The 23,346-nt window shown below is 66.2% G+C and carries 15 protein-coding genes; 5 read left to right on the top strand and 10 right to left on the bottom strand.

All coding sequences use genetic code 11. The annotated features are described in order from the left end of the window. From D7V80_RS06630 to D7V80_RS06615, 4 genes are all read left to right on the top strand, one after another. Positions 1 to 1,630: condensation domain-containing protein (locus D7V80_RS06630; RefSeq protein ID WP_233585184.1), on the top strand; the 1,630-nt coding region annotated here is incomplete at its 5' end. Further along, positions 1,627 to 4,626: an AMP-binding protein gene (locus D7V80_RS06625; protein ID WP_147447000.1), complete on the top strand. Its 3,000-nt coding sequence runs from the start codon at positions 1,627 to 1,629 to the stop codon at positions 4,624 to 4,626. The genes D7V80_RS06630 and D7V80_RS06625, both read left to right, overlap by 4 nt. 17 nt (positions 4,627 to 4,643) lie before the next feature. Further along, a complete protein-coding gene (locus D7V80_RS06620) occupies positions 4,644 to 6,143 on the top strand; it encodes an MFS transporter (protein ID WP_158616558.1) in 1,500 nt (499 codons plus the stop codon). Between the two features lie 89 nt (positions 6,144 to 6,232). Continuing rightward, positions 6,233 to 7,306, top strand: coding sequence for a 3-deoxy-7-phosphoheptulonate synthase (locus D7V80_RS06615; protein WP_120587346.1), 1,074 nt, complete (start codon positions 6,233 to 6,235; stop codon positions 7,304 to 7,306). A gap of 13 nt (positions 7,307 to 7,319) precedes the next feature. Here D7V80_RS06615 and D7V80_RS06610 read toward each other — a convergent pair whose 3' ends face one another. Next, entirely contained in the window at positions 7,320 to 7,994 is a 675-nt protein-coding gene (locus tag D7V80_RS06610) for an FAD-binding oxidoreductase (protein ID WP_147446999.1), read from the bottom strand. Between the two features lie 430 nt (positions 7,995 to 8,424). On the opposite strand from D7V80_RS06610, the gene D7V80_RS06605 reads away from it, so the two are divergent. Then, positions 8,425 to 9,501 carry a site-specific integrase gene (locus tag D7V80_RS06605; RefSeq protein ID WP_233585183.1) on the top strand — a complete coding sequence of 359 codons (1,077 nt, stop codon included), beginning with the start codon at positions 8,425 to 8,427 and terminating at the stop codon, positions 9,499 to 9,501. 282 nt (positions 9,502 to 9,783) lie between these two features. On the opposite strand, the gene D7V80_RS06600 is transcribed toward D7V80_RS06605, so the two are convergent. From D7V80_RS06600 to D7V80_RS06560, 9 genes are all read right to left on the bottom strand, one after another. Next, on the bottom strand, positions 9,784 to 10,311 hold the full coding sequence (locus D7V80_RS06600; RefSeq protein ID WP_120587344.1) for a hypothetical protein: 528 nt from the start codon (positions 10,309 to 10,311) through the stop codon (positions 9,784 to 9,786). After that, complete coding sequence (locus tag D7V80_RS06595) at positions 10,308 to 11,594, bottom strand: site-specific DNA-methyltransferase (RefSeq protein WP_120587343.1); 1,287 nt, start codon at positions 11,592 to 11,594, stop codon at positions 10,308 to 10,310. The genes D7V80_RS06600 and D7V80_RS06595 overlap by 4 nt, the downstream gene beginning before the upstream one ends. Positions 11,595 to 11,627: 33 nt before the next feature. Further along, the gene (locus D7V80_RS06590; RefSeq protein WP_120587342.1) at positions 11,628 to 13,643 is read right to left on the bottom strand and encodes a DNA polymerase; all 2,016 of its coding nucleotides are present in this window, start codon (positions 13,641 to 13,643) and stop codon (positions 11,628 to 11,630) included. A gap of 83 nt (positions 13,644 to 13,726) precedes the next feature. Beyond that, positions 13,727 to 14,257, bottom strand: coding sequence for a hypothetical protein (locus D7V80_RS06585; RefSeq protein ID WP_120587341.1), 531 nt, complete (start codon positions 14,255 to 14,257; stop codon positions 13,727 to 13,729). Between the two features lie 479 nt (positions 14,258 to 14,736). Next, the gene (locus D7V80_RS06580; protein ID WP_158616557.1) at positions 14,737 to 15,537 is read right to left on the bottom strand and encodes a DnaJ family molecular chaperone; all 801 of its coding nucleotides are present in this window, start codon (positions 15,535 to 15,537) and stop codon (positions 14,737 to 14,739) included. A 128-nt stretch (positions 15,538 to 15,665) separates the two neighbouring features. After that, the gene (locus tag D7V80_RS06575) at positions 15,666 to 17,525 is read right to left on the bottom strand and encodes a DEAD/DEAH box helicase family protein (RefSeq protein WP_120587339.1); all 1,860 of its coding nucleotides are present in this window, start codon (positions 17,523 to 17,525) and stop codon (positions 15,666 to 15,668) included. 12 nt (positions 17,526 to 17,537) lie between these two features. Continuing rightward, complete coding sequence (locus D7V80_RS06570) at positions 17,538 to 18,923, bottom strand: PD-(D/E)XK nuclease family protein (RefSeq protein WP_120587338.1); 1,386 nt, start codon at positions 18,921 to 18,923, stop codon at positions 17,538 to 17,540. Between the two features lie 761 nt (positions 18,924 to 19,684). Continuing rightward, positions 19,685 to 20,788, bottom strand: a complete 1,104-nt coding sequence (locus tag D7V80_RS06565; RefSeq protein ID WP_158616556.1) for a restriction endonuclease — start codon at positions 20,786 to 20,788, stop codon at positions 19,685 to 19,687. Between the two features lie 165 nt (positions 20,789 to 20,953). Further along, positions 20,954 to 23,260 carry a virulence-associated E family protein gene (locus tag D7V80_RS06560; protein ID WP_120587336.1) on the bottom strand — a complete coding sequence of 769 codons (2,307 nt, stop codon included), beginning with the start codon at positions 23,258 to 23,260 and terminating at the stop codon, positions 20,954 to 20,956. Positions 23,261 to 23,346: the final 86 nt, after the last annotated feature.

Raw genomic sequence — 23,346 nt, 5'->3', positions numbered from 1 at the left:
GCCCAACGGGAAGCTGGACCGGCTGTCCCTGCCAGCACCGGACCTGACGAGCAGCCGGGAGGAGCACGTCGCTCCACGCAGTGCGGTCGAGCAGAAGCTCGCGGCACTCTTCGGCGAAGTCCTCGGCATTGAGAACGTCGGCATCCACGACAACTTCTTCAACCTCGGCGGGCACTCTCTCCTGGCTTCACAGCTGATCTCGCGCATCCGAGCGGCCTTCCGCGTGGAAGTGGCGATGGCCGCGGTGTTCGAGTCTCCCATGGTGGAGCCGCTCGCCCACCACATCGAGGAGAAGCTCAAGGACACATCCCGGGCCCAGCTCTCCAACGTCGTGCCGGTCGAACGGACGCAGGCGATTCCGCTCTCCTTCCTTCAGGAGCGGCTGTGGTTCGTGCACGAGCACATGAAGGAGCAGCGAACCAGCTACAACGGGACGATCGGGCTCCGGCTTCGAGGGCCGCTGTCCGTCTCCGCGCTCAAGGCCACCTTCCGCGATCTGGTTGCTCGTCACGAGAGCCTGCGCACCGTCTTCCGGGTTCCCAGAGGCCGCACCACGCCGGTGCAGGTGATTCTCGATTCGCTGGAGCTGGACATCCCGGTCCGCGACGCGACCCCGGCCGACATCATCCCCGGCATGGATGAGCTGGCGGGCCAGATCTACGACCTGGAGAACGGTCCGCTGCTCATGGTCCGCCTGCTGCGGCTGGCCGAGGACTCCCACGTCCTGCTGATGGGAATGCATCACATCGTCTACGACGCCTGGTCGCAGTTCAATGTGATGAGCCGCGACATCAACCTGCTCTACGCGGCGCACGTGACGGGAACCGAGGCACGGCTTCCCGCGCTGCCCATCCAGTACGCCGACTTCTCGGTGTGGCAGCGGCAACAGGACTTCAGTCACCACCTAGCCTACTGGAAGTCCACGCTGGACGACTACAAGGATGACCTCGAACTGCCGTATGACTATCCGAGGCCGCCCGACCGGACCTGGCACGCGACCCGGTTCACCTTCCGGTATCCGGATGCCCTGGCGCGCGCGTTCGCCCGGTTCAATCAGGCCCATCAGTCGACGCTGTTCATGGGGTTGATGACCAGCTTCGCCATCGTGCTCCGGCATTACACCGGCCGGAGCGACATCTGCATCGGAACGACCACGGCGGGGCGCACGCAGCTGGAGCTGGAGGGCCTCGTTGGCTTCTTCATCAACATCCTGCCGTTGCGCATCAACCTGGCGGGAGACCCCGACATCGGCGAACTCATGCTCCGAGCGAAGCGGAGCGTCCTGGGCGCCTTCGAGCACCAGGCCCTGCCATTCGAGCTGCTGCTCAGCGCCCTCAACAAGAAGCGCGACAGCAGCCACATCCCGCTGGTCCCCGTCATGTTGCGCCACCAGAACTTCCCGACGGCGATGACGGGCAAGTGGGCCGAGGGGGTGGACATGGAGGTCATCGAGCGCGACGAGCGCACGACGCCCAACGAGCTGGACCTCCAGTTCTTTGGCGACGACACCTATCTGCACGCCGTCGTCGAGTTCCCCGCGCAGCTCTTCTCCGAGGTGACCGTCCGGCGGCTGATGCAGCGTCACCTGAAGGTCATCGAGTTCATGTGCGCGACGCTGGGGGAACAGTGAACGCGCTCGCCAGGCATTCCTCCGGCATCCACGAGGAGGCGGAGGCCGGCGACGTCGACCTCCGCGTCGGCGCGCCGGAAGCGCCTGCCAGCCCGAGCGTCGAAGCGCTGGCGCGGCGGCTGCGGCTCGCGGTGGAGAAGCACCCGGACGTCGTGAGAGCGATCCGCCAGGCGGGCTCGCGTTTCGCCATCGCGCTGACCTGCCCGCGCGGTGCCCGGCCGACGCGCTTCGGACTCTGGCTCGGGGAGCTGGACCGTCAGGGAAGGCTCCACACCCTGGTCGCCTCGTATCTGGCGGCCGTGCACCGTGTACGGGTCAGTGTTCAAGAGCCCGGCGCCGAAGTGCTGGAGATCGTGGTCTCTGACGCGACAACGGCCTCTGGAATCGACAGGTTCCTGACCGGCCTGGACGCCGTCCTGGAGCTCCTGGCCCACGGGCGCAGCGACCTCCTCCTGCGGCATCTCACGGGCCGACCGCCGCCCGACGAGATCCCTTTCGTGGAAGACTGCGAGGAGCGCGAGGCCCCCCAGGTCGAGGCCGATGCCGTCGTCTCCGTCCTGTTCCAACCGGCCGACCTCCCGAGCCTGGCGAGGCTGGACGCGAGCCTCCTCGCGTATGACGACGCCGACGCCGAAGCGGTAGGCCAGCTCTTGGGGGAGCTGCTCCAGCCATTCCTCCTCGAATCCGCTGGGATGACCGTGGGGCGAACGGCGGTGAGGGTCGACCACATCTGCCTGCCCGGCTTGTGGGGCGCCGACATCAGCGCCACGGAGGAGGCCGCCTTCCGCCTGGCGACGAAGCCCGGTCGGCATGTCGTCGCGTTGTGCCAGCACACTGCCAGACGACTGGGAGAGGGGAGCGCGCCATCGCTCGCGAGGGGCCCGCTCTGCGACGGCGCGTCGACGGTGAACCTGCTGGTGCAACGGGTGCTGGACTCGCTCATCGAGAGCGGAGGGCTGAAGGACCAGCGCCTCACACTCGAACTGGTTGGCGCCGACCCACGAACCGAGGCCGTGTTCCAGGCCCGGGCTTCGTGGCTGGGAGAGGCCCCCGCCGCACCGCCCGTCCATGTCGTCGTCCTGTTCCCGGCTGCACGTTCAAGTGCGCCCGAGCTTCGGCCGGACAGCATCGTCATCGACCTCTTTGGCGCCTGGAACCTGCGACCGCGCCCTGAGGTCCTCGCGAAGAACATCGTCTACGTGCGAGGAGCCTCGGTCCGCCTCGCAGGCGAGGCCGTCGTCCCGACCCCTTCCTTCGCTCCAGGGCGGATGGAGCCGGCGCTCCTCGAAGCGCTTCTCCGGGAGCTCGAAGCGGAGGCCGGGAGCATCCACGAGCCCCGCATCGAGATCGAAGGTGTTCGCGGGTTCTGGGGCGAGCTCCGCCGAGCGGAGTGGGACGCCTTCCACGCGCGTCGCCTGGGCGAGCTTGCGCGGTTCCAGCCTTCGGGGCAGGTGACGGCCGCCAACCCGGCGCTCGCCGAAGTGGCGGCCCGGGCGACGAACCTCTGCGAATTCATCTTCCGGGACGCGCACCTTCGCTCCAGCTCGCGCCTCATTGAGCCGCGGAGCGGCCGGTCGGTGACCTACGCCGAGCTGCGACGACTGGCGTCCGCCTACGCGCGGCGGTTCAAGGGATTGGGGCTCCGTCAGGGCGAGGTCGTGGCGCTCGCGGCGCCGGACGGGATTCCGACGGTCGCGGTGATGCTGGGCTGCTTCCTGGGCGGGTGGATCTTCGCGCCGCTCAACCACACCGCCTCGGTCGCGAACTTCGAGGCGATGTTGAACGCGGCCAACCCCCGTCTGGTGCTCCATGCCGCGTCGACGGTCGAGCGCCACCTGACGGCCCTGAGCACGCTGCGGTGCGAGGAACTCGCGTCCTTCCTGTCACCGGACGCGCTGGATGACGGGGCGGGGGAGGTCTCCCTGGTGCCCGTGTCGCCGGAGGCCCCCGCCGTCATGCTGTTCACCTCGGGGTCCACGGGAGTGCCGAAGGCGGTGCTGCACTCCCACGCCGACTTCATCATCTGCAGTCGCAACTACGCGCCCTACGTCGTCGAGTTCGGGCCGGACGACCGGGTCTACACGCCGTCCCCCACCTTCTTCGCGTATGGGTTGAACAACCTGCTGCTGTCCCTCAATGCGGGGGCCACGCACGTCATCGCGGCACCACGCGACGGTGGGGTGGGCGTCGAGGAGGTGCTCGCGCGGCACGAAGTGACCGTGCTCTTCGCGGTTCCCGCCATCTACAAGCTGCTCCTCTCCAAGAGCGACCATAGCCCGCGGTTTCCGAAGCTGCGGGTGTGCATCTCCGCTGGCGAGAAGCTGCCCTGGAAGCTGTATCGCGAGGCGCGGAGCTTCTTCGGCGTGAACATGCTGGACGGGATCGGCTGCACCGAAGCCGTCTCGACGTTCGTCTCGAACCGGGAGAGCGAAGTCGCGCCCGGGTGCACGGGCGTCGTGGTCCCGGGGTTCGAGGTCAAGCTGGTGAACCCGCGTGGCGAGCCCTGCCGGGTGGGCGAGGTCGGCGTCCTCTGGGTGAGGGGCGGAGCCCTGGCCCGGGGCTACGTGAACGCCCCCGCCCTGACCGAGACGCAGTTCGTGGACGGCTGGTTCAACACCCAGGACATGTTCTTCATGGACGCCGAGTACCGGCTCTACAACGTGGGCAGGGCCGGCTCGGTCATCAAGATCAACTCCTGCTGGTTCTCACCGGAGATGATGGAGTCCGTCCTCCAGACCCATCCCAGGGTGAAGGAGTGCGCCGTCTGCGTCGTCCACGACGACTACGGCTTGCCCAGGCCCAAGGCCTTCATCGTCACCGGTGAGCAGGAGCACTCCACGTCGGAACTCGAGCGCTTGTGGAGCGAGCTGCGCGCCCTGGCGAAGGAGAAGCTCGGCAAGGACCACTACCCGCACCTGTTCGCGACCCTCCAGACACTCCCCCGGACCTCCAGCGGGAAGCTGATGCGGTCCGAGCTCGCGAAGCGGGTCACCTGATGGACCGGAAGGCCCCTATGAATCCCATCAACGCAACAACCGGAGCGGGCCCGGGCGCCACACAGGTCCCCTACGCGAGGCGCTGGCCCGCCCTGTTCGTGCTCCTGGCGGCGTGGTTCATGAACCTGCTGGACGTGAGCATCATGAACGTCGCGCTTCCCAGCCTCCAGGCGGGGCTGCATGCCAGCGACAGCGCCATCCAATGGGTGCTGGAGATCTACATCCTCACCTACGCCCTGTGCCTGCTGCCCTTCGGCCGGCTGGGGGACATCGTGGGCCGCAAGGGCATGTTCGCCGCGGGTGTCGGGGTCTTCACCGCCGCGTCGGTCCTCTGCGGTGCCGCCCCGAGCGCCGAGGCACTCATCGCCGCCCGAGGTTTGCAAGGGCTGGGTGCCGCCATGATGTCGCCGCAGGTGATGGCCATCGCGCAGACGATGTTTCCCCCGAAGGACCGGGCGCGGGCGTTCCCCCTGTTCGGTTTGACGGCGGGGCTGGCGGCCATCTCCGGGCCACTCGCGAGCGGTCTCCTGCTTCACGCGAACTTCTTCGACCTCGGCTGGCGCCTCATCTTCCTCGTGAACCTGCCCATCGGGTTGCTGACCATCGCGGCGGCGCTGGCGCTCGTGCCCCGGTCCCCGCAGCACGAGGGGCTTCGCAACGACTGGTTGGGGATTGGCCTCGCGGGGGCCGCGATCGTGTGTCTCATCTTCCCGCTGGTGGAAGGCAGGACCCACGGGTGGCCGCTCTGGTGCTTCCTGGCGATGGCTGCCTTCGCGCCGCTGCTGGTGGCCTTCGTGGCCTGGCAGCGATTCCAGGCGAAGCGCGGCGGCTCGGCGCTGTTGCCCATCGACCTGATGTCCAATCAGGACTACCTGATTGGCGCTGGAGCCATCCTGGTCTACTGCTCGGCGCTGCAAGGCTTCTTCGTGGTCTTCGCCATCTTCTTGCAGGTGGGGCTCCAGTTCACGCCGCTGCAGGCGGGCCTGGCGACGGCTCCGTTCCCGGTGGGCGTCCTGGCCGCGACGATCGTGTCCGGGCGGATCGCGAGCCTCAAGGCGAAGATCCTGGGTGGGGCGCTGCTGCTGGTGGGCGCGTTCGGAGCGCTCCCCCTCATCGTTGAGAGTGGGGGCGGCCACGTCGGTTCGCAGGGCTTCGCGGTGCCCTTGTTCCTGGGAGGGCTGGGGGCAGGCATGTGCATTGCCTCCTTGTTCCAGACGGTCATGCGGACCGTGCCGCTCAAGGATGCCGGCTCCGGATCCGGCGCCGTGCAGGTCATCCAGCAGATTGGCGGCGCGCTGGGAGTGGCCCTGGTGTCCGCGATCTTCTTCTCGCGGATGGGTCCACGGGAATTGCTGGGCAGCCACGTGCAGGACGCCTTCAGGCGGTCGTTCAACTACACCTCCCTCTATTTCGTTGGTGCGTTCCTGGTGGTGGCCGCATCCGCGCTGGCCTTGAAGATCGCGGGGCCGGGTGCGGCGTTCATGCCTGCCCCCGCGCCCCAGGAGCCCCGGCCATGAGTGGCGCCGCGTCCCCGGCCCGGAGCCGATCTCCGCAAGAACCTCCCGAAGGAACTCCCGCAGGCAAGCCGCCTGTAGAGCCCACTGCCATGTCCACGCGCACCGAGAACATCAACGTGCTGGGATTCGACTGGATGCCTTCTCCCGCGGAGATCAAGCGACGCGTTCCTCAGACGGAGCGAGCAGCCGAGGCCGTATCCGCCGGACGCAAGGGCTTGATGGACATCCTGGACCGCAAGGACCCGCGCCTCTTCGTCATCGTGGGGCCCTGCTCCATGCATGATCCGGTGGCGGGGCTGGACTATGCGAAGCGGCTGCGGAAGCTCGCGGAGGAAGTTCGGGAGACCCTGTTCGTGGTGATGCGCGTGTATTTCGAGAAGCCGCGCACCACCACGGGCTGGAAGGGCTTCATCAACGACCCGCGCCTGGATGACTCCTTCCACATCGAGGAGGGCATGGAGCGGGGCCGTCACTTCCTGCGCGACGTGGCCGAGCTGGGCCTGCCCACCGCCACCGAGGCGTTGGATCCCATCGCGCCGCAGTACTACGGCGACCTCATCTCCTGGACGGCCATTGGCGCGCGCACCGCCGAATCGCAGACGCACCGCGAGATGGCGTCCGGCCTCTCCACGCCCGTCGGGTTCAAGAATGGCACGGACGGCTCACTGGATGCAGCGGTCAACGGCATCGTCTCCGCATCGCACGCGCACAGCTTCCTGGGTCTGAGCGACAGTGGCGCGTGCGCCATCATCCGCACACGGGGCAACACCTACGGCCACCTGGTCCTGCGCGGCGGGGGAGGGCGGCCCAACTACGACGCGGCATCGGTGGCGCTCGCGGAGAAGGCACTCGCCCAGGCGAAGCTGCCCCTCAACGTCGTGGTGGACTGCTCCCACGCCAACTCCTGGAAGAACCCCGAACTCCAGCCGCTGGTGATGCGGGACGTGTTGCAGCAGATACGCGAGGGCAACCGCTCAGTGGTGGGACTGATGGTCGAGAGCTTCCTCCAGGCCGGCAACCAGCCCATCCCCGAGGACCTGCTGCAGCTGCGCTACGGCTGCTCGGTCACGGATGCGTGCGTGGACTGGAAGACCACCGAGAAGATGCTGTACGGCGCGCACGAAGCGCTGCTCCACGTCCTGCCCCGCAGCAAGGTGGCCTGAGGCGCGAGGCGCATCACAGGCTGGAATACCGCTCAGGCGCCAGCACCTGGCGCGGGTCCAGGGCGCGCTTGAGGTGCTCGGTGAGCCGCCAGGCCTGGGGAGACTGCTCGGCGAGCCAGCGCATGGTGTGGGTCCCCACGCGGTAGGGCAAGAATCCCTCGCGACGGCAGGTGTCCAGCAGTTCCTGCTGGCACGCGAGCGCGCGGGCGGACTCGTCCGGATCCGCCCGGTCGAACTCCGGCACCATGGGGACGAGCGGAGAGGTCCACAGCAGACCGCAGCCATCCGCGCGAGGGTTCAGGGGAGCCCCATCCGGCGGGCGCTGGCCTGACTTCCAGTAGGCCAGCGGCAAGGCCATCTGTGTGGGGACACCCTCCAGGACGCTCACCACGTTGGCCAGGGTGCGCGCCTGCGGCGTCAGCTTCGCACCCAGTCCCAGTGGCAGCCGGGGGAGCCACCTGCCCAGCATGCGGGCCCGCTCCGACCCCAGGAACATGAGGCGCCGCGCCACCCGCCCCAGCCTCCGCCGGAGGGTGCTCCGCGCGGCGCGCACCACTTCGCGCGTGCCGTACAGGCCTCCGGTGCCCGTCCACGCCGACACGCCATGCCGGGAGGTCAGCTCGGCCAGGAGCTCCGGGGAGAGCACCTCACCGCGAGGCACCCGGTCGTGCGGGTAGGGCGCGACCATGGACAGCACGCGCTGGGGGGGAGGAGATTGATGGCGCCCACCACCCCGCCCAGGTCTCGCAGCGTCTCGCGGGCTTGAAGTCCGGAGTGCGCGATCATCCGCTGAATCTTGTACGCAATCTGTACGGAACCGACTGAACGCCCACGAGCCCGTCCGAGTGTTTCGGGCTCCGCCGCAAGCCGCAGCAACTGCCCGGAATCGGAAGAAAAAGTGGCGGTAGGGCACGGGAATCGAACTCGCCAGGGACTGCTCTCGCAGCCCCTCACCGGTTTTGAAGGCGAGTTCTAGCCCAGCGGCCATCAGAGGGAAAACGCCCCCATCTAGCCCTTGGAACGCACCGGTAACGCACCGGTAACGCACCGAGGGACTAATGGGAGCGAAGTGGGTCGGAAAGTGGCAGGGAGGCCGGGTTCGAGAGGTTGCAGGTCGTATGGTGTGGGTCATCGAGCGCCAATGGGCGGGCCGCCGATTTGGGGTGGCGCTGGACGCTAGGAGCGAACGGGAGGCGCTGGCGGAACTCGCGCTCTGGGAGCGCAACCCGGACGGCTACCGCACGCGGCGGCAGGCGGCGGCCGACGATGCGCCAGTCCGGATCGACGAGGAGGTCCTGGCCGGCTTGATGGCGCATCTCACCGAAAAGGGACGGAGCCGGGACTACCGGCGCGACGTTCGGAACTACCTGGCGGCCTGGGCCGATGTTCTTGGCGGGCGGGACCTGCGCAAGGTTCAGCTCCGCGAGCTGCGCCGGCACCTCACCGAATGGGAGACGGCGCGGAAGAGTCGCATCATCGCACTGAAGACGCTCACCGCGTGGCTCCGCGAGGAAGACAGGCTCAAACCGGCCGAGGATCCGACGTTGGAACTCAGGGTTCCGCCTTCCGTAGCCGAGAAGGGACGGCGAACGAAGGGCTACCCCATGAAGTTGGTCGAGCGCTTCTATTCTGCCATCAAGAGCCAAGCCGTCCGGGACGTCCTTTGTCTTCGAGCGAAGACGGGGATGCACGACTCCGAGATTGGGCGGATTGCTTCTGGAGCTGGAGTGCTGCTGGAGGTGAAAGACCCTTGTGGCATTTGGGGGACCGTCAGCTTTCGCCACAAGAATGGCCGCGTGCACGTTGTCAGCTTGGACGCGCAGGGATTCGCAGCTGCACAGCGGCTCCAGGCTCGGAAGAGTTCTCCTCGCAGAAATACCGTCCGCGAAAGCATCGGCTATGCAGCGGCCCGGCTCCGGAAGACGGTGCAGGACGACGAGGTGATGCCCATCAATCCTGGCGAGCTGCGGCACTGCTTCGCGACATGGTCCGCTGAGTGCGGGCAGGTCGTGAAGCCAACCTCGGGCGGCGTGCCGGTGGAGATGGTGGCCGCTGTCATGGGGCACCTGAGCACTCGGACGACCAAGCTCTTTTACGAGGGCGTGCAGGTGCCTCCGATGATCGTCTTCCCGTTGCGGCTGGAGCATCCTGACGACCCCAGCAGCGTCAACGTGGAGTCCCGTCAGGTCGCTTGATGCCGCCGTCCAAGGGGACGGTGCGAAGGGCCGCCGCGCGACGCCTGGAGCGCGTCGCGCGGCGCTGGACGGGCTCGGCCGGCGTGGTGCCAACCTTCAGGACTGCCAGAACGGATGCGGTGACGAGCGTTGTCTCCCGTCCAAACCGGGGTGCACGAACGAGGCGCCCCTCCTTCAGCAGCGCGAAGACACGAGCGCGGCTGCAATGCAGCAGCTCCGCCGCGCGCTCGACGGTCACGGCGGGGCCATCGAGCCCCGGGCCGGTCGGTGGCGTGGCCATGGTCACCTCGGGAAGACGCGGCGAGGCGCAAGGCGGCCGAGCGCGTGCAGCCCGATGCCGATGGCGTCCCAGACGTTGTGGTGGAGGTCATGCGCGGCTGGCAGCTCGACGCGAAGGTGCTCGGCGGTTTCCAGGCGCTGTTTGATGCGCTTGATAAACGCGTCTGCGTCGAGGGTGCCTTTCCAGTCGCGCGGGAAGACGCTCCGGCGCTCCGTGACGGGTGCCAGTGCGCCCCCGAGCGTGCCGACGACGCCGGCAAGCTGGATGAGGTCGTTCTGGTCGCCTCGCTGGTGCGCGGCGGCGTAGACGCGGGGCAGCTCGATGACGAGTTGGAAGGGCTCGTCCTGGACGCGTGGGCAGAGCCATGCCTGGACGGCGCCAGCCATGGACGCCCATGAGGCCAGAGACAGCGACCCGTGGGCGGGCTCGGGGTTCTTCGGCAGCCCAGCGCAGAGAAGGAATGCTGAGGGGACGTCGAAGAGGGCGACACCGCAATGCCGAAGCCCAGGGTCGATCGAGACGAGCTTCATGGCGTCGCCTCATCGCAACCCTGCTGCAGGGCGTGCTCAAGGCGCGCCTTCGCAAGCGCCAGGTACTCCGGCTCCCGCTCAATGCCGACGAACTCGAAGCCCTCGGCGAGTGCCGCGACGCCCGTCGTGCCGCTACCCGCGAAGAGGTCGAGCACCACGCCGCCCGGAGGCGTCACCAGCCGGCACAGCCACCGCATGAGCGCGATGGACTTCACGGTGGGATGGGTGTTGCGCCCAGCGCCTGCGCGCCGTTCCGTGCGTGAGGGCTTGGCCACGTAGAAGAAGCGCGGCACTTCGTCGGACAGGTGCCCCGCAGCCTCCTCGTCAAACGTGACATGGGCTGGCCAACGCTTCTTGCCGTCTTCGGAAACGCGGCACGCTTCGATGTTGAGCGCGCCGGTGCCGTGGCTCAGGACATTCGCGGCTACCGTGCCGGTGAGGGGCTTGCGCGCGAGAATCCAGTGCTCAGCAGCGGGCTTGAGGGCTGTGCCCCAACCCCGCCACCGTCGTGCAGCCTCCGTGGCCGGCTCGTCGCGCCGCTCACGAGGAGTCAGGTTGGACTTGATACCGTTATTGGCGGACCATCGACGACCTGCTGCTGCACCTTGGTGCTTTCCAGTCACCGGGCGCAGGAACCAGTTGGGGCCTGGCTTGCCCTTCTCTGCGATGATGCGTTCGGCAATCGAGCGGATCGGCTCTGGCGGCTCAGTGACGCCGAAGAGATTGAGGAGCGCCAGCCAGTGCTTCCGGTGCGGCACATAGGGCTGCGCGCCTTGGCTCGTCCAGTGGCCCGCCATCCCGCGTCGCCCGACCGCCGCGTCAAGCTGTGCATTCGTTAGTCCGGCCTTGTCCCGCATTTCGGCAATCCAGCGGGTGACGATGAGCACCTCGTCCCGGTTGCCTTTCTGCTTGTCGATGGCCTGGGCGACATCGAGTGATTTGGGGAAGCCCGTGCCGAAGAGGTGCATCAGAATGTCGCGCACCTCGAAGCCCGCGTCCTCAAGCGCGGTGGCCGTCCAGTGGGACGTGCGCGGCAGCGCCCAAACGAGAGCGTGTCCCCCTGGCTTGAGCACGCGGAAGGCTTCGCGCATGACACCCGCGAGCCACGACACCCACTGGTCGCGTCCTCCCTTGTCGCTGTCCCAGTCCTTATCCAGGAGTCCGACTCCGGCAGGCGGATCGGTGACGATGGCGTCGATGCTGTTGGGAGAGAGCACCTGGGCGACATGAGCTGCGTCGCCCTGAAACAGTGCGATTCGGTCCGTGAGGAGTTCTGTCTTCACCCAACTGCAATGGGGGCAGGGCGCGCGGGCAATTTACGCAGCGGCCCTCACGTCTGGCTGCCACACCAGAAGCTGTCCTGCCGCGTCGCGCACGGTGGCCGCGTCCTTCGACAGCACGCGCGAGAGGGCGGGCTCCGCCTCGATGGCATCGGCAAGGTCTGGTGCCGTCTCACGCATGGCCTGCCGCATGAGGTGCGCCATGCGCTCGGCGGCGTCGTGCAGCCGGTTGGGGCAGTCCGCGCGCAGCTCCGCCACCAACTCGTCGTGCACCATGAGGACAAGCCGCGAGCCCCAGAGAGGGGATCGCCGGGCCGTGTACATCTCGCGGGCGACGCGCCAGGTAGCCAGCTTCGCCCCCACGGCGCCGAGCGCTTGAAACGGCGTGTTGAGCCACTGCGTGTAGCCGCACCCGCCCCGGACGATGTTGGCCCCAGGAATGAGCACGTCCACGAGCTGCCCGCCGTAGGTGAGGCGACTGGCACGGGAGAACAGCTCCCGCTGCTCGGGCCACGCTTCCAGCCACCTGTCGCCGTAGCGCTGGGAGACTTCCACGCAAGCAGCGCACACCATCTTCACCTTGCCCTGGACACGCACCGGCACGCGTTCCACGCCGCACGTCTCCGCCACCTTGGCCAAGAGGCAGAAGCGGACGTCGTCCTTCGCCCGCGCGTGGTAGGCCATGGCGCCCGCGCCCATGCCCCCGCCCTTGCCGAAGTTGAAGACCTTGGCGAGCGCGCGGAAGGACGTGGCCATGGCCTCCTTCGCTTTCACGCGCGGCAGGAGGGCTGCGTAGCTATCCCCCAGGAATGTCGCGGCGGCGGACGTGTGGACGTCTTCCTTGGCCAGCAGCGCCTCGGCCATGCGGGACCAGCCCACGTCCCAGATAGCTCGCTGGGCCATGGTGCGCAGCTCCAGACCCGCGTAGTCCACGGAGCAGTAGACGAAGCCGGGACGGGCCTCGTGGCACTCGCGGACGCCGCCTTTCTGGGGGAGCTGCTGGTAGTCGCTGGAGACGCGCGTCGTGGAAACGAGGACGTTGAAGCGCGGATTGAGCGGCACCGCGACGCCCGCCTCCAGCTTGCCCAGGTAGGTGGAGCGGTACTTGTCCACCTTGCCGGCCTTGCCCAGCTCCTCTAGCAACGGGTCGCCCGAGTCGATGAGCGTATCCCTGTCGGTGGCCACCTGGCCGTCCGGGAAGCGCTTCGAGGGCGAGGTGACGGGCGGCGTGCCGTTGTAGGCGGCGGAGACGAGCGCGGAGAGGCGCTTCGAGTCCTTGGAGCCGTCGGGCCGGAAGATGCCCGCCGCGAGGAAGCGGGCGCGGTTGGCGCTCCACTCCGCCTCCACTCGCTGCCGCAGCTCCGCGACGCGCCCGCCTTGGGTACGCAGCCCCCAAATGGAAGCGAAGTGCAGCGCCAAGGCGGCACGGACCTGGTCGCCTTCCGCGTGAAGGTTGCCGCCGTTGGGAACAGTTGCCGCGACGCGTTCCTGGGCGAGGTGGACGTCCAGAGTGAAGCGGGCGTCCCGCTTCGGGTAGGCCACGGCGGCGGTGGGCCACTGCTCCACCGGCACGCCTTCGAGTTCCGCGTAGCGCAGGCGCCATGCGTCCGGAGCTTTCTTCTCCGCGCTGATGTCGAGCCCCTGGTGGCGCTTCACCAGGAGGGAGAGCGGATAGCGGGCGCCCTCGTCGTCGCCCAACTGGCGGCCCGTCTCCGGGTCAACGCCGTGAAGGCCTCGGGCAATGTCGATGAGCGCCTCGCGAATGGCGACATCGTGCAGGCGTCCAGCTTCGGCAGCGTCAAAGACGGCGTCCACGAGCCGCGCATCGTCCGCGCACATGGCGCCCAGGTCGTAGGCGAGGTTGGCGCCCGTCAGGTGGACGTCTGGGGAGGAGAGGGCATTCCGGAACCAGTTACGCGCCTGGGCTGCGGAGAGGAGGCGCTCGCTGCCCGGTTCCGCGTGCGCAATGGAGGCGCAGACGAGCGGCGGGGCGAGGAGGCCGGGTTGAATCAGGTGCGTTTCGGTGTCGAAGCTGAAGAGGGAGGTGGGCACAACACGAAGAGGCCCGTGTCGTGGGCCAGCCGTGGCGGTGGGGGATGCGCCAGGTGCTCAGCGGTGTTGGGGGAGGGGATTGCTCAGGTCAGGGCGACAGCGAGGGCCGGCAGCTTCGCCTCGGCGCGCTTCGCTTCGATGGCCGTCAACTCGTCGTCAGTGGGGCTGACGGTGCTCCAGCGGTAGCCCTCGATGACCTTCCCGGGCTTGCCGTCCTTCTCGGGCAGCGTCTTCGGGAAGACCTCGCAGTCGATGAGGAGGAAGGCCCCGGCCTGCTTGTCGCCGGTGAACTTGGCGAGCTGCTCCAAGGACAGCTCCTGCTCCTCGGCGCCGGCCAGGGCCATGACGAAGGCCTTGAAGCGCCCGCCGCCGTTCTTCTTCGCGTCGGAGAGGTTCTCCACGTAGGAGGCCACCATGCCGATGCGGCTGGGCTCGCTGGTGGGTTGCGTCCGCTCAGCGGACACCACTTTCAGCTCAGCGATGGCGGACAGGCCCTTGAAGCCGTCTTTGGTTCGGATGGACTGCACCTCCAGGCGGTAGCGGCCGGCCTTGAGGTACTGCGCGCCGAGCGCTGCCTGGGCGCTGACGATTCGCGAAAGTGCTGTGTTGCTCATGTCCTGTTGCCCCCAATGAAGGGTGAGACGTCGAAAGGGCGTCGTCACCTGCTTCAATGGGGGCAACTTCTGGACGAGGACTGCTGAGGATAACCCCCTGGAGTTCAGGCTGCAGCTAGCTATTCACCTGTAGGATCCCGCCCAGCCGATGTCTTGGCGCAAGCTGTCGCAGCAGGCTCTCCAAATAAGCCTGTTGGCTTGCTCTGTTTCAGTGTCTTCCTAGACTTCCGTAAGGTCTATGTCTTTGGGTGTGACGCCGAGACGTTTGGCGATGCCTGACTTGAGTTCCGCGAGATTGGCATAATGAGTCCCTTGGTTAACAAGGTTTGTGTAGTCCTTTCCGTCGTCATCCGTGATGGAGAAGACTTGAAATAGGCCGCTAGCTCCAGCGTGTTCGGAGGTTTCGTAGTCGAGGTGAACGTTGAAATGCGGAACGTAAATCTCCTGTAGCTGACGTATTGGTGTTTTCCTGGAAAAGACTACCGCTGTCCGCGATGCTTTCGGATGGCATCGCGCGCTGCATTGATCTCGGCAGTTCGCCGGTGCGCCTTCTTCTGCGCCGCCTCAGATTTCGGAGCGCGGTCGGGGTGGTGCTCCATAATGAGCCGCTTGTGCGCCGTGGATACTTCTCGATCTGATGCGTTCGGCGTGAGGCCAAGCGCGGCGTATGCCTGGACAAGCGGCTCGTCAAAGTCTTCAAAGGTCGACTGCTGGGATGATTCAGGCTCTGGTGGTGAGTCCGATAGGTGCTTTCCAATCAACTCTTCGAATGCCTCTGCAACGCGTTCGCCCATGTTCCAAGTCGCCATCTGCAGGGCAAACTGTGCTGTCGGCAAGCTGTTATTGAATGCTGCGAAGATGCCGGCGATGCCGCCTACCCAAAGCAGCGCGCTATCCTTCTCGGGGTCGATCTTCGTCGGAAAGAAGCCGAGGAAAGCGCCCTTCGCAAAAAGATAGAAGCCGACGGGCGGCCGTCCGAGTTCATCGACCTTGATGCCGGTTTGACTGAGTTGGATGGCTATCCAGAGTTTAACCGTTGCGGTCCATTCGATTTTTGTGAAATCGACGGTTCCCAGCTTCACTCGAGGAGAGTGAAAGTCGCCGAGGCGAAACTTCAATGCGTATGGAAAATTGGAGGGGCCGCAAAAAGGCCCGGCCCATATGATTGAGTAGGGCGCCGAAATGAACTCCCGGAATTCGTCCTGCGTGACTCTACGGACGCCATTTTCCTGGTCTTCATTCGTGTGCTGCGGGTCCTTCGCTCTCTTTGGTTCCGACATAGGAAATCCGTGTGAAGGCGGCATTCCCATGCAGGAGTAGCCGATGATGTCGGCCCAACATTGGACAGCGTTGTCCGATGTCAAGGCATCGAGATGTACATGATGCCCTGCGCGCCAAATTGCCCTGTTCATTCAAGGGGTTCGGCAGCCGTGAGCGTGGATGCTGCGTGGCGGCAGAGAAGCTTTTGGGGCTGTCCGTCCGTCTGTTGGATGAACCGTGCCCGCTCTTGGGCAGTTGCGAAGGCCTGGACGTAGTCCTGCGTGTGGATGCACACATCCACTTCGACGCGGGCCGCTTGTTGTCCTGGGCGGTGCGTGCGCGCGAGGAGCTGCTCCCAGATGGCGCCGTCCGAGGGCGGCGTCACCACGAGATTGCGGCAGAACTGCTGAAGATTCTTCCCCGTCGCATGGGCCTTGATGCTCGCGACGATGGAGCGCCGCCCGCTCTCCTGGAGGATGGCCTCAGACGCCGCGCGTCCCCCTCCGTAGAAGGGCACCCCAGCGGCGCGGGCGATCCGCTCTCCCAGCTCCGGAAACTCCACCCAGACAATCCCCACCTGGGTCCGCGCCCACTCCGCTGCGTCCTGCACGAGGAAGTCTGACACCCACACGGCTTGGGGCTCAGGCTGCACCGCGTCGTGAATCTCCGCCCATTCTGTCCACGTCGTGGCCTGCCAAACCGGTTTGTCGCCCTCGTAGGACGGCACCATGTGCGCACGGATGGCTGCCTTGGTGAGCAGCCCCGGCGAGTCCAGGTGCTCGCGCCGCTCACCCTTCAGCTCTTCCCACACCTCCTTGTTCCAGGCCTTCCGCTTCGCGAACCACTCCTCGATCAGCTCCGGGGGCTCGCCCCGAGGGTAGCGCCAGCGATGGTAGAAGCCGGCTGACAGCTGCCGCGCGCAGGCCATGGCCTGGAGCTGCTCCTGGAACTGCTCCCCATCCGGACGCTCTCCTCCGTGTGCCAGCTCAATGAGCGCCAGCAGCTCAGCAGGCACAGGCCCCGGGTAGCGCGGGCGGATGATGAGCGGCTTGTTCAGGGCGCTCTCGTCAGTGGCGACGATGCCGCGCGTGTCGTTGCGGCGGCGCCGGAAGCCCTCGCGGACGTGCTCGTCGGGCGCGCACAGCCGCTCCAGCGCGCCAGGTGGGGCAATCACCTTGCCCGGGTCCAGCGCCGTGCCCCATTCCTCTACGACGTGGTGGGCCAGAGGCAGGGGCGAGCCCTCGCGCAGCGCCAGCCGCGACAGGTGCGCGTAGTCCTTGATGCTCTTGGATGCGAACGTGCCTGACAGAGCCACGAGCCGCGTCTCCGGACGCTTCTCAAAGTAGCGGAGGAATCGGCCGGTGCGCGAGGCCTTGGGGTCCTTGAGGTTGTGCGCCTCGTTGAGGATGACGAGGTCCGGGCGGATGCGCTCCAGCAGGTCCGTAGCTTCCTGGCTGGAGAGCTTGTTGTAGGTGATGACGTGCAGCACCGGCAGGCCTGGCCGGAACCAGCGACCGCCTGCGAGGTTGGGAAGGCGCCAGTGCGCGCCGTAGTAGTCCCACTCCGCTGTGAACTGAGGCAGCAGGTTGGCCGGGATGAAGAGGCAGGCCACGCGGCAGGCCGGCATCACCATGGGTATGAGGAAGGTGGTCAGCTCCTTGCCGTGCCCCGTGCCGATGGGTCCCAGCAGCCCGCCCACGCGGGACGACTCCAGCAGCGCAAGGGCCTGGACGCGTCGAAGCCGCGTGGGACATGGACGGGCAGGGGACATGGCCGCGCAGCCACACGGGCCTGCAGGGGCGCGCAGCTGGGCCTCCAGCGCCTCGACGTCCGCTGCCGTGTAGGACGCGGCCAGGTCACGGCGGGGCAGGGCGAGGATGCGGGCCAGGTCTGATGACCAGCCCACGGGCGAGCGGCCCGTGCGCGAGTAGTTCTCGGCTACCTGGGACACGTCGCCCGGAGGCGGAGACGGCGGCAGGGGCACGCCAATGCGCTGGAGGAGCTTCATGGGCGGCCCTCGTTACCGAACGCCCCGGACGAAGTGCCCCGTGCCGCACAGCGGCTCCAGGGCCTCCACGGCCACCTGCATCAGCTCGCTGCCGGCCACGCCCAGGGCGGCGTAGGTGCCGGGTTCGGGGGGCTCGGCGCGGATGGTGGCGGCCAGGACGCCCTTCCACTTCCCATAGGCCAGGGGCGAGTCGTTGGGGGCGACGCGGATGTCCACGACGCCGCACTCCTGCTCAATCTTCGCCACCATCCGGCCCACGTAGCCCGCCAGCGGCTCGGCGGGGCAGTTGGGCACGCAGTCCACGAACAGGGACAGGCTGGCCTCGGCTGGCCGCGTGGGCTCGCCAGCGCGGGCGGCCTCCATCTCCGCCTTCGTCCGGCGCTTGCGGCGCGGAGCCTCGTCGCTGGTTGCCTGGGTGGGCTGCTCGGGCGCGGGGGCGGATGCCAGCGTCGGGTTGCTCTTGGGGGCGTCCGGAGGCAGCACCGCCGCCAGCTCCAGCTCCGGAGCGGCCTGGGCGGGCGCTGGCGGCGTCGTGGGGGCCGTCGCAGGCGCGGACGTAGCGGGCTGCGCGGGCGGAGTCTGGGGCTTCAGGATGCGATCCATCAGGGCCATGGGCTTGCTTCCTTGCGACTGCGAGTTGAGGCACTGCGCCTGGAAGGAGCACCCGCCGTACTTCTGGCAGGCGCTCCAAGTGGGTTTGACCTGGCTGGGGGACGCGGCGCGCGCGACGTCGCGCATGCGGCGCGCCATCAACTCAACGTGCGTGTGCCACTCCTCGCGGACGTGCTCGACGCTGACGGTGGCGACGACGGAGCGGGCGAGCTTCGGGCCGTGGGTCTGGAAGTAGAGGTGCTCCAGCTCCAGCCGCTTCAGACCCGGGAAGCGCTCGGCGGCGAGGACGGCCCAATAGCCGTAGCCCACCATCTGGATGCCGGCGTCATGGGCGGCGGATGCGAGTTGCTCGGGCGCGGCGGCGTAGCTGGCGATGGACTTCGTCGTCTTGTGGTCCGTGACACGCAGCACGCCCTCGGCGAGGCGTCGCGGGTTGACGAGGTCGATGTAGCCGGTGAGCGGAATGCCGTCAGCGAAGAGCGGGGAGGGCTGGCCAAAGTGCTCCTCTACAAAGAGGTCAGGACCTGGAGCGGGGAGCAGGTGCCTGCCGGCCGCCGCGATGGCGCCCAGGACGTCCTCGCCTGTGCGCAGGAAGTGCTCAAGTTGGGCGTGAACTGCGGTGCCAAGGTCCCGGGCCTTGAGGGGCCGCTCAGGCAGCCGCAGGACCTTGGCGAAGAACCACGCACGCTCGCAGAGCACGAACTTTCGCAGCTGCGAGACGGATAAGTGATGCAGGATACCACCGTCGACAGCATTCAGCTTCGGCCCTTCGACGGGTGGACTCACCCTTACTCAATGGGGGCAGTTTTAGAAGACCACAATCGAAAGGTTGCTGAACTCACGATCAAACGGAATGATGCCCAATTGCGGCTTGCCGCGATCTGGAGCACTGCTCCCCGTGGACAGATAAGTCGCGACTGAGGGAAACTATGAGTCTCACCAAGGATCGAAAAGCAGACCTGAAGAAGTCGGCCATGGATGCACAACGTGAACTGGTCCGACATAGCCAGGAGGAGATACTGCCCAGTGTGATGGTCCCGGTCCATCCGTCTGACCTTCTTGCACTGCTAGATGAGAACGAGCGTCTTTGGGCGGCGCTGATGACAGAGCATGGCATTGGCGGAGACGAAGAACTCGTCCACTACGTGCCGAACGACGAAGGGTACGCGCGCCCGTCAGTCCCACTTAGAACTTTGGTCGGCAATGATCGCTATCCCGTGCGCCGGTGTAAGGATGGCAAACTCTGGCACCCGTATTTCGTATCATATAATGTGCCAAAAAGATGGGTTTCTGAACCGCTTTCAGACAGACCTGTCTAAGTGGCGCGCCAACGATTCGCACAGAGTGGCTTCTGTGCGCTTTGCTGGTGCATTGTCACGATGAATCGTGAATGACTGTGAGTTGCTGTAAGGGGGTACGCCCGTGAACAGAGCGTGCTCTAACAGGCTGTTGCAGGAGTCTTCATCAGTCCCTGCGCCCCATCGCCGGATGGGCATGGCTTGGGGAGTCCCCTTCAGCAGATATTTCAGAGCGATCCGCGTCGGTTCTTAATAGCCTGCTAGGGCTTGTAGGGTCTTTGTTAGTGAATTTGAATGTGGGACCGTTTCGGGCTTGTAGATGACGATTTGCCCGAAGGTAGACCAAGGAGCCTTGAAGCATTCAGCGCGAAATGGCTCTTGGGAAACAACCACCAGTCGCGAATTGGCTGGGAGTTGGTCTTTGAGCGGAGGCTGAAGCATGTCCATCCAAACAAAGGTCGCGCCGGGAGTTGGTTGGCTTACCTGGAATTTCCTGTTCGAAATGCAGTCTTCAACAATGACGCATGATCCAAGCTCACGAGGCGATAGGCGGCGAAACCGCCGTTGCTCAATGCGGACGGCGACATTTACTGACAGTCTTGATATGCAAATAACGACTGGCGGAGTTGTTCGCTCTTGAATCTCAATTGGATTGACGAACTTCAGATCACAGCGAAACGTGAAGTGGCCGACGCAGTCATCCCCCCCTCCTATGACCTTGAGTGGGGCGACGACATGTTCAAGGTTCTTTCGAACAGCCTCGTCAACGAGATCCTCCAGAGATTTTCGGTCCTCGCGGTTCAAGATCGGAGTCTGAGTGCGATCATGTCCAAATCGGACCTCAGGGGATGTTTTAATGCCTCTAGGCCATGGATCGGCAGCGCAAACTCCATAAGCGTCTGCGGGTACGATAATCTTATCCTCAGGACAGTAAGTGCAGAGTTGTAGGTGTGTGTCCTGTGCAGAAGTGGGCCACCACTCGCCATCATGCGGATCGCGAACTAGGAAAGCGTCTATTCCATTGGCTTTTGCTGTCGTGAGCGCGCCGGATTGATATCCGCGGGTAGTGAAAAACACCCCCTTGCTAGCTCTTGTCTTTTGGACGGTCATTATTAGTACGTCAATGTTTTGGCGTTCGACGTTGCTTTTCCAGTGTTTGCATTCAACTATCGTCTTGTAGTTGTGTGGTCCCTTCTTGAAGTCAAGAAGGACATCAATCTGCCGAGGCGCGCCGTCGGCATCCGTAATGGTTAAGTCGTGGCTGGCGTGTATTTCTTCGACATCCTGGTAAATCCCCTTGATGAATAGCTCAAGCTCTCTCCAGTCGCCTACGATGTTAGAGAAAATAGGCAAGACTTCTCCTTGTTGGTTGCGAAATCCGTTTGATGGTTTAAGTGTGTTGTGTGGTTTTGGGTGGGCGTGGGGTTGTGTCTTGTGGTGTTTTTGATGTGTGTATTGTATATTGTTGCCGGTGAGGTGCTGGAGAGCATTGGCGATGCCGTCGCGCGCCCGTGTTTGCTAAATCTGTGTGTTCGAGGGGAAGTCTCGCACAGGGCTGGACCCTGAGGAAATAGGTGGGGTGACTGTCTCCTGGGGAGCAGTCCGCAGCACCTCCGGCACCGCCCAGACCCGCCGCCGCACGGTGGCCACGCTTTGGATGCGCTTGCGGAATCCGAGGTCACGCAGGACGCTGGCAATCTCCCTGTCCGTTGCCGCGTTCAGGTTGCCCTTCAGGACGCCTAGCGCCTCCTCCGCCACGGTCAGGAGGGGCACGTCTACCGGACGCCGTGAGGGCGGCATGCGCAGCAGCCACTGGACGATGGCATCCCGCTTCCCATCGTTCGGCGTCTCGCTGCGCTCCTTCGCCTGGGACTCGGCGCGGGGGACCTCCTCCTCCGACAGCCACCACTTCTCGTCCTGGCGGAAGCGCGCCACTGCCTCCGCCCACAACTGCGCGCGGTCTGCCTTCAATGCCTCGATGTCGATGGACGTGCATCGCACCGGCCACCAGCGCCGGTAGCCGCTCGGGTCGTTGCGCAGGTACTCCTCGCTGTTGGTGGTGCCGACGAAGACGCACCGCCGCGCCGTGCGCACCGTCACGCGCCCATAAGGCGGCCGGTACGTGTCCTCGCTGCGCGACACGTAGGCTTTGAGAGCCTGGACGTCCGCCGCGCGCCGGACGGCGTCCAGTTCCGCCAGCTCGATGATCCAGAACTGGGAGGCAAGCGCGGCGGAGTCCTTGTGGCCGATGTCCAGCGTCGCATCGCTGAACCACTCGCCCGCCAGCACGCGAAAGGCAGTGGACTTCCGGAGCCCCTGGGCGCCCTCCAGGATGAGCACCGTGTCCACCTTGCAGCCTGGCCGCAGCGCCCGTGCCACGGCGCTGATGAGCCACTTGGGGCCGATGGTGCGTAGGTGCGTCATGTCGCCCGTGGCGCCCAGGTAGTGCTCCAGGAAGGTGTCGATGCGCGGCCTCCCATCCCAGGCGAGGCCCTCCAGGTAGTCGCGGAGCGGGTCGTAGGCGTTGGCATGAGCGACCTGGCGAAGCACGTCGCGCACCTGGGCGGGGCGAGGCATGAGACCCAGGCGCCCGTAGCTGCTGCCCTGGACCCAGACGGCAATCTCCGTGTCCAGGTCGTCCTGTCGCACGTCCGCGCGCAGGGGGCTGCCCGCGAACTCGATTTCCTTCGAGGTCTCGTTGAAGCGCAGCGTGCCCCGCCACTCGGGCGAGCGCAGCAGCACCATGGATAGGTTGGCCTCGCAGTTGCGCAGCTTCTTCTCCCCGTCCCGCGTCTCGTAGGTGAGCAGCTCCTTGCCCCAGGCCTCCGGCGTCTCTTGCCCCTCGTCCACGGGCGGGAGCTTCTCGGCGGACGTAGGCGCCCCCAGGGGCGTGCCCAGCAGTGCCACGAGGTCGTGGTTCGCCGCGAGCCGCTTCGCGTCGCGCTCAGCCTTACGTGCGCGAGCCCGGTGCAGCTTCTTCAGCGCCTCCGCCACCAGGTGCTCAGTCCCTTGGCCCCAGTCCGTCACGGCGAAGCACGGGCGCAACAGCTCCACGATGGCCACGTCCGGCGTGTCGTTGGGCAGGCAGAAGGCCACGGTGCTCATGAGCTGCTGCAGGGACGTGTCCTGGCTGCCTCGCGGCGCCAGCGGCTCGCCGAGAAGCGCCCGGCCAACGAGCGGCTTGTTCTCCGGACGCGCATGGCGGCGCAGCAGCGTGGCCAGGTGCTGCATGTCCACGGTGGCCAGTGGCGGCGCCGGCGCAGCGCTCGCGTGTGACGACCCCAGCAGGGCATCCACGTCCAGCGGCTTGCCTTCCGTGCTCTCCGCGAAGCACTCGGCACCTTCGGGCGCGTCGGGCAGGTAGTAGAGCCGGGACAGGTCCTTGGTGGTTGGATCCGCCGGTATGTGCAGCATGGCCAGGGCAGCTGCTCGCACGGCTGGCCACTCGCGCGGCAGCACCGGACGGCTCAGCGGAATGACAAGCCGCATGCAGAAGTCTGGTGGCCGGTGGCTGTGCGTGGTGTGCAGGGCGTAGGCGTAGCTATCGCGCTCCAGCACTTCTAGCGGCGCCAGTTGCTCTGCCTCCAGATGGTCCAAGTCAAAGACAGCAAGCGTGATGGCGTGCACGAAGTCGTTGCCGCGTCGCTCGCCAATGTCCACGGGGCTCCAGGCTGGGCCATTCTTCGCTGGGCACCGGCCAGGGCAGGGCGTCTGCGGGCATTTGCTGCGGCGATGGGTGGTGAGCAGTGCGCGCAGCCGCGTCCAGTCCCAGTCCTCGACGCGGGGCGTGTTGTCCTGGGCGGATTCGTAGAATGCGACTTTCATGGGTGATGTGTGCTCCAGCCGTGTGGCAGCGGGGTCGTCCAGCACGGACGACGCCCTTCGCTGTCTCAATGGGGGCACTTCCTACG

This window comes from Corallococcus sp. CA054B (assembly GCF_003611625.1).
Lineage (GTDB): Bacteria > Myxococcota > Myxococcia > Myxococcales > Myxococcaceae > Corallococcus > Corallococcus coralloides.
This window is presented reverse-complemented; position numbering and strand designations above follow the sequence as displayed.

Coding starts and splice junctions, on each gene's coding strand:
- D7V80_RS06620 (WP_158616558.1), top strand. CDS start 4,644: ATGAATCCCATCAACGCAACAACCGGAGCGGGCCCGGGCGCCACACAG.
- D7V80_RS06615 (WP_120587346.1), top strand. CDS start 6,233: ATGTCCACGCGCACCGAGAACATCAACGTGCTGGGATTCGACTGGATG.
- D7V80_RS06610 (WP_147446999.1), bottom strand. CDS start 7,994: ATGGTCGCGCCCTACCCGCACGACCGGGTGCCTCGCGGTGAGGTGCTC.
- D7V80_RS06605 (WP_233585183.1), top strand. CDS start 8,425: ATGGTGTGGGTCATCGAGCGCCAATGGGCGGGCCGCCGATTTGGGGTG.
- D7V80_RS06600 (WP_120587344.1), bottom strand. CDS start 10,311: ATGAAGCTCGTCTCGATCGACCCTGGGCTTCGGCATTGCGGTGTCGCC.
- D7V80_RS06585 (WP_120587341.1), bottom strand. CDS start 14,257: ATGAGCAACACAGCACTTTCGCGAATCGTCAGCGCCCAGGCAGCGCTC.
- D7V80_RS06580 (WP_158616557.1), bottom strand. CDS start 15,537: ATGTCGGAACCAAAGAGAGCGAAGGACCCGCAGCACACGAATGAAGAC.
- D7V80_RS06575 (WP_120587339.1), bottom strand. CDS start 17,525: ATGAAGCTCCTCCAGCGCATTGGCGTGCCCCTGCCGCCGTCTCCGCCT.
- D7V80_RS06560 (WP_120587336.1), bottom strand. CDS start 23,260: ATGAAAGTCGCATTCTACGAATCCGCCCAGGACAACACGCCCCGCGTC.